The organism is Methanobacterium bryantii (genome assembly GCF_002287175.1).
Lineage (GTDB): Archaea > Methanobacteriota > Methanobacteria > Methanobacteriales > Methanobacteriaceae > Methanobacterium_D > Methanobacterium_D bryantii.
This window is the reverse complement of record NZ_LMVM01000012.1, coordinates 228,265-240,083: the sequence shown is the minus strand read 5'-3', so window position 1 is coordinate 240,083 and position 11,819 is coordinate 228,265. Positions and strand designations below refer to the sequence as shown.

Genomic DNA, 11,819 nt, shown 5'->3' with positions numbered 1-11,819 from the left:
ACTTTGAACATGTTAATTCAGTTTAATACTATCTACAGTCTTAATAAATTCATTTGCATGTTCTAGTGTAGTTCCATATGGTTCATACGTATATGTTTCATATACAATTGAAGGTATTTTGGAATTAATTAAAGGAATTGTTACATATTTAGGGCTTTTAGGACCTTTCCCATTTGGAGGCACATAATAAACAAGCCATGAAATCTTTTTTGTAATCTTGGACGCGATTGATTTAGACTTATTAGACTCTATCGGTACTGATAAAAATCTATTTTCTTTGTAGCCTGTATCTTTACCCCTATTTGAATGCACATCCATTACCAGTTGAAAATGATTCTTCTTTATATCAGGAACCGCATATTTACTGGCCAGATACTGGCCATTTATCCTTCCTTTCCTATAATCACCTGTTCCTTCAGTAACATCAATACTGTAAATGTAATATGAGCTGTTAAGAGATTTAGAATTATTTAAAATAGATTCTACGATAGCTTTATGTGAATTTGCCTCGAGAGGGTGTACTCCAACTATAATTGCAATCTTTCGGGTTGAGTTTGGATTTCCATAGGGGCCACTTTTTGTTACTATTCCTTTACTGGTACTACCCAAAATTTGAGGTTCTAAAACTTGAGGGGTTTTAATTTCTACACTCTGCTTATTATCCTGAGCATATTGCTGGTTAGCTATTACCAGGCATAACAGTGCAGCTATCATAACCAATGTTAATAATCTAGAGCTTATACTAACCATGCCCCCACAGCATTACATTTCATCTAATTTTAATTCAAGACTTTAATTTATTAAAATATTAATTAAACATATATAATTATTATACAGCTCCTCACCTTAAATCTTATATTTACCCGAGTCAATATAGGCTTAAAAGAAAAAACATTGTGTGAAAAATATTATTCGATTTAATATTTTAACATAAAACAAAACAACATTAAACTTATTTAAATTGATAAAACTACTAAAATACATATTCAACGAAATCAGTTACTTTAGAGGTGAAAAATTGCATCCAAGACCAAGTCCAATTGCTGCATCATTATACACATTAAGAGACATGAATGCTGATGTTATTATACTTCACGGCCCTCACGGCTGCTGTTTTAGAACAGGAAGGCTCCTTGAAAATGACGGAGTGAGAGTTGTAACTACTGCAATGTCTGAAAATGACTTTATTTTTGGAGCTTCAGATAAACTGGAAAAAACATTAAAAGAAGTGGAGTCAATGTTTTCTCCAAAACTTGTGGGGATCGTTGGAACCTGTGCAAGTATGATAATCGGAGAAGACTTGAAAGAAGCAATCCAAAGTGCAAATATAAATGCAACAGTAATTGCTGTAGAATCCCATGGCGGATTAAGTGAAGGAGACAATACAGAAGGGGCCATAGCAGTACTGGAAGCTGCAAGTAAAGACGGAATAATACCAGTTGCAGAATGTGAAAGACAGTCAAAAATGCTTAAATTAGCAACAGAAATCGAGAAAACCCGTGGAATGGCACAAGGAGGTTATATAGCTCCATCATATGGTGACGACAAGCAGAAAATAGCAAATATACTCATAGAAAAACTTAAAAATGGTGAAAAAACCGTTATTATCCTCAATGCAAAAAAAGAAACTTCTTACCTTTTTGCTGATATCCTGAAAATTCCATTTGAGAAAATAAACAGCGAAAATAAGCCTATTGTAATTGCAAATCTTGATGAAAATATTGGACTTCCAAGAATAAGACAGCATGCAGCAAATATTAAAGAAGAACTAAAAAATAATGGATTAAATATCGATATAATAACTGGAGGGCTTGATGAATATCCTGTAACAGGCGAAGAAGCTGCAAAATCCCTAAAGGATAAAAATATCGATTTCGTAATTGTTGCAGGAGTACCTCACGCAGTACCAATAGAAACCATAGAAGCAGAGACCCTTGCAATAACAGACGGTCCCCGACTAGTAGAGCCATTAAAAAAAATAGGATACAAATATGTTGTTACAGAACTTGATGCACACGCCAAAACATTAGGTACTGATAAAATAGTACAATCTGACTTCGGTGAAGTTTTAAGGGAGATTTTAAGTTAAGTTTAAAGTTATAATTGATATAATCAAATTGAGAAAATTTAGATAGTCCAAATTAAGTTAAGTTACTCTTAATAAACAAAGATAAAGTATTAATATCTTATAAAAACAAAATATTATACTAATAATTAAATGGTGATAAAATGAACAAAACAGCAGGTATGATACTTTGCGGGGGCTTTGGTAAAAGATTAAGACCGCTTACAGAGAAAGTTCCAAAGCCACTAGTTGAAATTAAATACGATTATTCAATTTTAGAAGGTCACGATACCTACACAATTCTTGATAAGCAGATGTTCGACTTTAAAAACGCAGGCGTGGATCGTGTGCTCCTGTTAACTGGATTTTTAAGTGAAAAAATCGAAGAACGTTACGGTGATGATTTCAACGGGATGAAAATTGAGTATGTAATTGAAGATGAACCACTCGGAACTTTAAATGCTATACGATTAGGTATGGAACACGTAAACAATAAAGAACAATGCGTAATAAGGAACGGGGACGTTGTTGCTGATTTAAATCTCAAGAAAATGATTCATCAAGGCGAAAAATCCGATTATCCACTTTCAATGTTTATAACTAAAATGGTTTCTCCATATGGAATAGTTGAAGTTAGTGGAGATAAACTGGTATCATTCAAAGAAAAACCTGTTCTCGATTACTATATCAATGGAGGAATTTATTTCTCAAATGGAGAAATTAACTTCGGGGATTTCGAAATTGGAGACATAGAAAAAACTGTATTTCCAATGATGGCCAGTGAAAACCAGCTCGGCTACTACAAAGAAGATGGACTTTTCTGGATGGCAATTGACACCTCCAAAGAACTGGAACAGATCAGAAAAGAATATAAAAACAGAGAAGACAAACCATGGGGCTACGAAAAGGTCCTTATTTACACCGAAAAATATCTGACAAAAGAATTATTCATAAGAGAAGGATATCAAACCTCTTTCCACTACCATGCTGAAAAAGATGAAACCATGTACATAGTAAGCGGTTCTGGTTACATAGAATTTGAAGACAGGAAAGAATACTTTGGAAAGAACGACACAGTACGTATAGAACCAGGAAAACCTCATTCCATAGTTGCAATGGAAAACACAGTTTTACACGAGGTTTCAACACCACATCTAAACGATACTATACGTGTAAACGACTTCTATGTCAGAGCAGCCCAAGACAAATCAATATCTCCTTAAACACGTTTTAAATGATTAAAAATGGGTAAATATGATAGTCATAATTAATTATGGATCCGGAAACCTCAAAAGTATTAAAAATGGATTCACAAAGATAGGTGAAGAAACATTAATATCTCAGGACATCCGTGAAATGGAAAAAGCTGATGCACTGGTCCTACCGGGAGTTGGTGCATTTGGAACAGCCATGGAACACCTTGAAAACTACAAAGACATAATTCATGAACATATAAACAATGGAAAACCATTTTTAGGGGTTTGTTTGGGGTTACAGGTATTATTTACAAAAAGTCAGGAAAATAAAGGAGTAAAAGGTCTCGATATATTTAAAGGAGAAGTAGTGAAAATTCCAGAAGAAGGCCTTAAAATACCACATATGGGATGGAATAACCTGCAAATTGTAAATGAATGTTCAATACTCGATGGAATTGAAAATGATTATATGTACTTTGTCCATTCATATTACGCAAAGCCAGATGACGAAGATATAATAGCTGCAACCACAAACTATGGAATTGACTTAACTGCAGCAGTGTGCAGAGATAATGTTTTTGCTACCCAATTTCACCCAGAAAAAAGTGGCGAAGTGGGTTTAAACATTTTAAAGAATTTTGTAAAGAGTATTCCATCAAAATAAGAAAATTTTTTTAAATTAAAAAAATTAAAGGACAATAAAACCTTTAATTACATTTTTATTTTGCCTGTATTATTTCACCAGATATAGAAATAGTGTAGTCTTTAAGAGGTATATCCTTTTGAACTTTTTCTAATGCTCTCCTGACTATAACTTCAATTCCTGAACAGCAGGGAACTTCCATATGTACTATTGAAATAGAGTTTACATCCTGTTTTTCAAAGATCTCAACTAATTTATCCACATACATATCTATGGTCTTATCCAGCTTCGGGCAGAGAATTATTAAAACTTTATCCTTTAAGAACTCCTGATGAAAGTTAGCATATGCAAACGGTGCACAGTCCGCTGAGATCAAAAGGTCTGCATTTTTAAAATAGGGAGCATTGGGATTTAAAAGCTGTAACTGTACCGGCCAGTTTCTAAGTTCAGGGCTAACCCTTATCTGAGGTTCATTTTCAGTTTCAGGCTTTTGATTCAAATCCACTGCCATTGAACCCGGACAAGCACACTCAAATGATGCTCCTTTCTCATAGTCAGGTATATCAATATTCCTTTCTTTTAGAAAATCAACAGCCTGATTAAGAAGGTCTTTCTGGCCGTGATCAGAGAGATGCTTTAAATGGGCCATTATAACGCTAGGTCCTCCCCTTATTATATTTTTCATAACTTTATTTTCATCATAAGGCTCAGCTTCTCTCTGTTCAATTTCTATAGCTCCCTGAGGACAGTTTCCAATACATGCCCCTAAACCGTCACAGAATAAATCACTTATCAGTCTTGCTTTTCCTTCAATTACCTGCAAAGCTCCTTCAGGACAGCCTGGAATACACTCACCGCAGCCCGTACATTTTTCTTCATTAATCTTAATAACATCTCTTTTCATAATTACCTCACCATCCAGTTAAATTATAAATTCAAATGTTATTCACTTCAAAGCCAGATTAAGTTATTTTGAACCGCTTCTTATCCCAAACAATAATGGTCCAAACATAATCCCGCCAGTATACTCCTTAAATTAAATATGATCTTTTTGAATATTATAATTATATATTTAAATGTAATAGAGTCACAATAAAGATCAATTGAATATGGAGATCAGTTTATATAAATCATAAAATTTCATTTAAAACATTCAAGGAGATATCACGTGGACATAGAAGGCTTTGTAAGACAGGCAATAAAGCAGAATGATGAAAAATCCGTTGAAACTAGCTTAAGAGATAAAATATTAGAATATAAAAATATAAATCCAGAACAAGCTTCTAAAATGGCATTTGCTGTGATTGAAGAGGTTAAAAACACCTTAACAATTGAATCTCACCCAGATGATTTCCTGAGGGATTTAATAAATTATCCAAAAGCAGACGTTAAAATGGGAGAAATCGGTGTTGGCTCCAGGGGAGAGGGTGATTTCTTCGTTCACAGGAGAATTGCAGATATCGTGTCCAGTACCCACACAAACGCATTCATAACTCCTGAAGCCCAGGACGATGGAGGAGTAGTCAAAAAAAGCGTTGGATCTAACGATATTTATGTAACAACAGCAGTTGATGGAATACACTCCCGTTTAAGCGAATATCCTTTTTTAGGGGGTTTCCACGTTGCTAGAGCATCACTTCGAGATGTGTGCGTTATGGGAGCTGACCCTGTCGCGATACTAAGCGATCTTCACCTTGCAGACGATGGAGATGTTGGAAAACTCTTTGACTTTACTGCAGGAGTCTGTGCAGTTTCAGAACTTGTAAACGTACCGCTTGTAGCAGGAAGTACCCTCAGGGTTGGCGGGGACATGGTTTTAGGCGACAGATTAGTAAGTGCAGTGGGTGCAGTGGGAGTATCTGAACACCCCCCAACAGCAAGGAAACGTGCCGAAAAAGGAGATGTTATTTTAATGACAGAAGGTTCTGGAGGAGGAACCATAACCACAACCGCAATATACCACGGGATGTTCGACGTGGTGGATGAAACAATGGATGTCAGTTTCATAAAAGCATCTGAAGCCATTTCAAATGCAGGGTTACTCCCCGAAGTCCATGCAATGACCGACGTTACAAACGGAGGGCTTAGAGGAGACGCACATGAGATCGCAAGTACTACTGGAGTTGGGTTAACAGTTTTTGATGATAAGATAAGGGAACTGATAAATCCAAAGGTACTTGAAATGCTTGAAAAGCTAGATATAGACCCACTTGGAGTTTCAGTAGATTCTTTAATGATAATTGCGCCGGAAGATATCGCCGAAGAAGTTAAAAAGGCAGTTTCTGGAGCTAATGTAGATATAGCTGAGATCGGTTACGTTGATGATACTGGAAAAGCTAAACTCATAAGAAATGGTGCTGAAGAAGCGTTAACACCGCTGTTTAGAGAAGCGGCTTATACCAAAATTAAAAAGGTTGTTGGAGATACCACTCCTGAAGACTTTGAAATCATGAAGGAAAAAGTCCAAAACGCTGCCTTAGCTGCCATAAAGAAAAAAGATGATGTTGTAAAAGCTGTAAGGGAAAAATAATTTCTTTACAGTTCTCTTATTTTATAATTCAATAATTGGAGAATAAAACCATATAAATAATCCATTGACAGATTAGGACATGTACTAACTGAAAATGGATGATTTTATGGACGATAATGGATTCGTGTTTACTCTAGACGCAGTACTTGCTCTAGTAATTGTTTTTATTGCACTAGCTGCAGTGGCCAGTGTAAATGAATCTCCATTATCTTCACAGATTCGCCTCTCTCATAACGCTCAAGATGTCTTAGAAACGATGGCAGCTTACAAAAAAGGGCCTGAAGATCCTTCAGTCCTTCAAAATGTCGCCAATATACTTTCTACCCATAATAATGACCAAAGCGGGACCAAAGAAGCAGGACAGGCAGCAGGCGCCTATTTAAACCAGACACTTAACAGCACTAAATACAACCTCACAGAAGCCCAGCTTAATATTACAATTGCGGCCAATGCAGATATGAAAGAAGCGGGTGATGTTGCAGTTGGCGTTAAAAGCTGTGATGGTTATATTTTCAGGCTTTGTGTTTGGGATTGAGATTTCTTTTTTTGAGTTTCTAGTTAGATCAAATAAATTATCATTTCCCAATTTAATTCTCTATTTTTTTGAAATTTTTGATTGTTGTATTTAATTACTAAATTTAGTCCATATTAAGCCTTTAATTGTACTAAATAATGATAAAATATTTTTACAACGGAAAATGTTAATTAACACTTCAATTCCATCCATATGTAAGTAGTTGATTACATTGAGAGGATTAAGTATGAGTAATTTAACAAAAATTTTAGTTTTTATAATCTTTTTTACCATACTAACTGTGTTTACAGGAACAGTGACAGCTTCCAATTGTACCCTAAATCCTGAAGATCCTATTCAGTTAATTATAAACAATACTCCCTATGATAAGGCAATCAGAAATAATATAACAGATAATCCAATTTCAGACGAAGTAATGGTAAATACAACCGGAGTCGTGATGTCAAACACTACTTCCAATTGCGGGCCTGCTTCACTTGCTACCGTTCTACAAAATCTAAGTATTAACGTATCACAAGATATGGTGGCAACTATTGCCGGAACAGATGATAATGGAACAACAATGTATGGGCTCGCTCAAGCAGCACAAAAACAAGGATTGATTGTAAAAGGGCTTAAATTAAAAGTTAATGAACTCCAAGCATGGAATTTAGTGTATTTAACCCTTGATAATGTAGGCCATTACAGCATTGTAACACGTATAAACAATACAATAGTTTATCTTGCAGATAGCGACTCGGGGAATATTAATATGACTTTAACAGATTTTACTGAATCATATATACAAAATAAAACAAGTGAATATGGATATGCGCTTGTAATAACCGATGATTCAAACAATCCTCAGCTAAACAACAATAACACTTTAACTGATAACGAGATGAAATCCGTTAAAGGAACAGGATCAATTATTAGCGAATGGAACACTGGACAAAACAATGCAAGAATAAAAAGTATAGCAAAATCAATACTATGTAATTTTTCAGGTAGTTGGAAGATCTATGGACTTGGAATCTTTCAATGGGTAGACTCACACATAAAATATCATGACCATTATAACACACATCACAGTATTAACCAAGTACTTGATAGCGGTTATGGAAATTGTGTTGAACAAGCCAGACTTTGTGTATGTCTTGCCAGAGCTATGGGTATATCTTACTATAATGTTCGATTTGTACATAAACCAGAAGGTTATTATAGAGACTATTACGAAGGTCATAAGAAGTTTCCAGGTCATGTTTGGGCACAGATAAAATGGGGACCAGGTCCAATGGATTGGATAGATCTTGATACTTCTTGGAGTTATTCAACCTATGGATGGTTCGTTGATCCTGTTACTTGGAATCAAAAAGGAGCAAGGGACTATCCGTGGACACTGAATTATTGAAACAATATGAATATAATGTATATAAACACATCTCCTCCATTTTTATAGAATATTAATTATTTAAATGATTTAAGGAGAGCAACTATGGATCGTAAAAAATTATTAATCGCTGGGAGTTTAACAGGTATTATTATTGTTATATTAAGTATGGGATTAGTAATATCCCCTAATTCAACCCCTATTAAAAATTTAACATCTATAAATTCAACTGCTAGTTCCCTTACTGAAAATGGCCTTATTTTTGATAATTCAACTCCTGAAGCTACAGCAATATCTATAGCAAGACTAAATGAAGGTGCATCAGGCTTCGGTAAAGGGAACGGCATTACCACTAATGCCACTTTAACTAATGATAGACAATACTGGATAGTAAATATGCATGAAGAGGGATATAATGATTGGATTGTCACTATTGATGCAAAAACTTTAATGAGCAAAAAGAATGGAGGTATGGAAAAGCCTGTGAACACATGGAGATCCCTTGATGAATTGAAAGCAAATTTCATAGCTGAAATCCAGTCTGGTTCGGGCATAGACTTTGATAGGCCATATAAAACAACTTTAGAAGGGAAAACTGTCTGGAAGATACCCCTATATAATATTATGTCTAGTAAGCGAGAACTGTACGGGTACGTCTACGTTGATCTTACAACAGGAAAAAGTAAAAATATTGATTTATTAGGGAGAACAGAAGGATGGAAGACACTTAAAGAAATAGATGATTCAATAAATACAATGTATGATGTTGGCCCAACTCCATTTAAAGATGCTTTAAGAGATTTGTATCCAGAATAATTTTAATTTTTATTCACAAAAACCTTAAAAATTATCTATTTTTCCCTTATTTATTTTAAACATTGATATATCCCGAAAAATTTAAAAATACTATTTTTTAAGGATATAATAAAAAAAATACTGTACATAAGTCCATATTAAACAAAAACAAATCACCTAAACCACGGCAAATTATAAGTACGCCAAAATTGATAAATAAGTATGATAAAATTTTGGTGAAAAATATGCAAAAAACAGATTTAGATTCTGTTAAAGAAATCATGCTTGATTTTGCAAGTTCAACTGGCCTTGAACCAGTTAAAACTAACCCCCAACGTTATTTATGGACAGATGCATTTGCAGTTTGTAATTTTCTTGAACTTTTCCGCCAGACAGATGATAAAACTTATTTAAATCTCGCATTTCAGTTAGTTAACCAGGTGCACCACACGTTAGGCAAGCACCGCGCGGATGATCCACGCTCAGGATGGATCAGCGGCTTTGATGAGGGTGAAGGAGAACTACACCCAACTAAAGGAGGTCTACGGATTGGAAAGCCGCTGTCCGAGCGCAAAAATAATGAACAGTTCGATGAGAGCACGGAATGGGACCAGGATGGACAGTACTACCATTACCTGACAAAGTGGATGCACGCCTTAAACCGTGTGAGTCAGGTTTCTGGAAATCCAAGCTATTTAAGGTGGGCAATTGAGCTAGCGCAAGCTGCTCATGCAAGGTTCACTTACGCTCCATCTTCAAGCAGTCAAAAACGAATGCACTGGAAAATGAGTATTGACCTTACCTATCCTCTTGTTTTTGCCATGGGACAGCATGACCCCCTCGATGGTTTCATAACCTACAGCGAGCTGCAGGCGGCGGCCAGAAATTTCAAACAGCTGTCTGAATTTGATCTTAGTAATGAGATAAATGATATGGCAGGTATTTGCAGGGGCCAAAGTATGGTTACAAATGATTCTTTAGGCATCGGCGGCCTATTATCTGATGCATCAAGAACTGCACAATTGATAGTTCACGGTTTTTCTTATAACAACCTGCTTAAAACAATTATAGGCTCATCATTACCCTGCCTTGGATCTTTTGCGGCAGGTAACTCCCTAGATCTTCCAGCAGAATACCGCCTTGCTTTCCGCGAACTTGGATTATCAATTGGTTTAAAAGGTGTTGAAAAGCTGCATGGGTTAATCAAAGAGAATCCAGACTTGTTTAATAATTCCCTGCGGCAGCAAGTTGAATCTCTCTTAAGATATAAACCAACTGGTGAAATTATAGATCAATTCTGGATAACTGATGAAAACAGGAAATACAGCAGCTGGACTGATCATAAAGATATTAACATGGTAATGCTAGCTACTAGTCTTGCTCCGGATGAGTTTTTAAGAATTTAACTCTTTGACACATACTTCCTGTATCCATGACATATCACCTAAATGTGGTAAGTAGAAACAGTTAATAATCTAAAAATTAAATATATCTAAATCTCATTATCACAAAAATTTAAATATTCACTACATTCAATGTTTGTATCATTAGGTAATTCCATGACAGTCCATTTTATCAAAGATGACTTTAAAAAACAGTTTGCAGTGTTTATTTCATACATTGCATATGCCCCCATAATTTCAATTCCGGCATTTGCAATAATGAACTACTATTTTCTGAATTTCCATGATTTTATAGTGATAACAACTATATGTGCCATTTTTACATGCATATTACCAGTCTTATTTGTACTTAGATGGATTGAAGGTAAACGACATCACGGTCAAGAAATGGACATGGATATACCTGAAAGGAAAGACCGAAACTATCCCCTTATCATAGTGATTTTATCTTATTTTATAGGAACTGCAGTTTTATACGCCATAAATGCACCTATCCTAACAACCATCCTCATGTTCAGCTACTTTTCAAATACTCTGATCGTGTTTTTTATAAACCTCTACTGGAAAATCAGCATCCATGCAATGGGAGTTGCAGGACCTACAACTGTGTTAATTTACGCCTTTGGTCCTATTGGATGCTTATTTGGCGCCATCATTCCCATAGTAATGTGGAGCAGAGTTTATCTAAAAAGGCACACTGTAGGACAGGTTGTAACAGGGGCATTACTTGGATTTATACTGACCACCTTACAAATACATCTTTTAATCCATTAAAGGGCCAAGTTAAAATAAAATATCAAATGTGGCCTGCAGAAAGTTTGAGGCCACATATAGTTCACAATTTTATTCAAGCTAACGAACAAGTTCTAAATGAGTACTATAACATTTTTAAAGCCTATAGATGCATCCGAACGCGAATATGTTATATTTAACTTCTTTTATAGGAGGGACTGTTTCTGCCCACGGTCTCTGGTATTCAAGTGTAATTCGTGATATTCCCGGTCTGATTGCTTTGAAAGTGAATACCTGTACTCCTCCAGATCCAACAACATTAGTTGCGGTCTTGTAAGGAAAGTATGTTGAGTTTACAAGCTGTATATATCTTGGATTGAATTTAGCCATCCATGAATAACCAGTGGTGGGATTACTTTCCAGTGCTATTTTAAACTCTTTATTTACGTTGACTAACTTATTTTTTATGACTGGGTGGGTTGCAGCGCTTTGACTTTGTGCTGCAGATACTCCTGAAACCAGGAGACTTAATGCCAGGAAAGATATGAGTA

At 35.4% G+C, this 11,819-nt stretch carries 12 protein-coding genes; 9 read left to right on the top strand and 3 right to left on the bottom strand.

The window, feature by feature from the left end:
• Nucleotides 1–12 precede the first annotated feature (12 nt).
• On the bottom strand, nucleotides 13–750 hold the full coding sequence (locus ASJ80_RS06570; protein ID WP_069585591.1) for a hypothetical protein: 738 nt from the start codon (nucleotides 748–750) through the stop codon (nucleotides 13–15).
• A 268-nt stretch (nucleotides 751–1,018) separates the two neighbouring features.
• Here ASJ80_RS06570 and cfbD point away from each other — a divergent pair, with 268 nt between their 5' ends.
• The 3 genes from cfbD to hisH all read left to right on the top strand — a co-directional run bounded on the left by cfbD (nucleotide 1,019) and on the right by hisH (nucleotide 3,925).
• Complete coding sequence (cfbD, locus tag ASJ80_RS06565) at nucleotides 1,019–2,089, top strand: Ni-sirohydrochlorin a,c-diamide reductive cyclase catalytic subunit (protein WP_069585590.1); 1,071 nt, start codon at nucleotides 1,019–1,021, stop codon at nucleotides 2,087–2,089.
• A 140-nt stretch (nucleotides 2,090–2,229) separates the two neighbouring features.
• Nucleotides 2,230–3,288 (top strand): sugar phosphate nucleotidyltransferase, encoded by a 1,059-nt coding sequence (locus tag ASJ80_RS06560; protein ID WP_069585589.1) that lies wholly within the window; start codon nucleotides 2,230–2,232, stop codon nucleotides 3,286–3,288.
• A gap of 31 nt (nucleotides 3,289–3,319) precedes the next feature.
• Nucleotides 3,320–3,925, top strand: coding sequence for an imidazole glycerol phosphate synthase subunit HisH (hisH, locus tag ASJ80_RS06555; RefSeq protein WP_069585588.1), 606 nt, complete (start codon nucleotides 3,320–3,322; stop codon nucleotides 3,923–3,925).
• A gap of 55 nt (nucleotides 3,926–3,980) precedes the next feature.
• On the opposite strand, the gene ASJ80_RS06550 is transcribed toward hisH, so the two are convergent.
• Nucleotides 3,981–4,808 carry an ATP-binding protein gene (locus tag ASJ80_RS06550; RefSeq protein WP_069585587.1) on the bottom strand — a complete coding sequence of 276 codons (828 nt, stop codon included), beginning with the start codon at nucleotides 4,806–4,808 and terminating at the stop codon, nucleotides 3,981–3,983.
• A 264-nt stretch (nucleotides 4,809–5,072) separates the two neighbouring features.
• Here ASJ80_RS06550 and ASJ80_RS06545 point away from each other — a divergent pair, with 264 nt between their 5' ends.
• From ASJ80_RS06545 to ASJ80_RS06520, 6 genes are all read left to right on the top strand, one after another.
• Nucleotides 5,073–6,434: an AIR synthase-related protein gene (locus tag ASJ80_RS06545; protein ID WP_069585586.1), complete on the top strand. Its 1,362-nt coding sequence runs from the start codon at nucleotides 5,073–5,075 to the stop codon at nucleotides 6,432–6,434.
• Between the two features lie 106 nt (nucleotides 6,435–6,540).
• On the top strand, nucleotides 6,541–6,969 hold the full coding sequence (locus tag ASJ80_RS06540; protein ID WP_069585585.1) for a hypothetical protein: 429 nt from the start codon (nucleotides 6,541–6,543) through the stop codon (nucleotides 6,967–6,969).
• A 226-nt stretch (nucleotides 6,970–7,195) separates the two neighbouring features.
• Nucleotides 7,196–8,359: a cysteine peptidase family C39 domain-containing protein gene (locus ASJ80_RS06535; protein ID WP_069585584.1), complete on the top strand. Its 1,164-nt coding sequence runs from the start codon at nucleotides 7,196–7,198 to the stop codon at nucleotides 8,357–8,359.
• A gap of 84 nt (nucleotides 8,360–8,443) precedes the next feature.
• The gene (locus tag ASJ80_RS06530; protein ID WP_069585583.1) at nucleotides 8,444–9,154 is read left to right on the top strand and encodes a hypothetical protein; all 711 of its coding nucleotides are present in this window, start codon (nucleotides 8,444–8,446) and stop codon (nucleotides 9,152–9,154) included.
• Between the two features lie 224 nt (nucleotides 9,155–9,378).
• Complete coding sequence (locus ASJ80_RS06525) at nucleotides 9,379–10,539, top strand: glycoside hydrolase family protein (RefSeq protein WP_069585582.1); 1,161 nt, start codon at nucleotides 9,379–9,381, stop codon at nucleotides 10,537–10,539.
• Between the two features lie 153 nt (nucleotides 10,540–10,692).
• Nucleotides 10,693–11,310, top strand: coding sequence for a phosphatase PAP2 family protein (locus tag ASJ80_RS06520; protein WP_069585581.1), 618 nt, complete (start codon nucleotides 10,693–10,695; stop codon nucleotides 11,308–11,310).
• 114 nt (nucleotides 11,311–11,424) lie between these two features.
• On the opposite strand, the gene ASJ80_RS17850 is transcribed toward ASJ80_RS06520, so the two are convergent.
• A complete protein-coding gene (locus ASJ80_RS17850) occupies nucleotides 11,425–11,691 on the bottom strand; it encodes a protease inhibitor I42 family protein (RefSeq protein ID WP_369802134.1) in 267 nt (88 codons plus the stop codon).
• Between the last annotated feature and the right edge of the window lie 128 nt (nucleotides 11,692–11,819).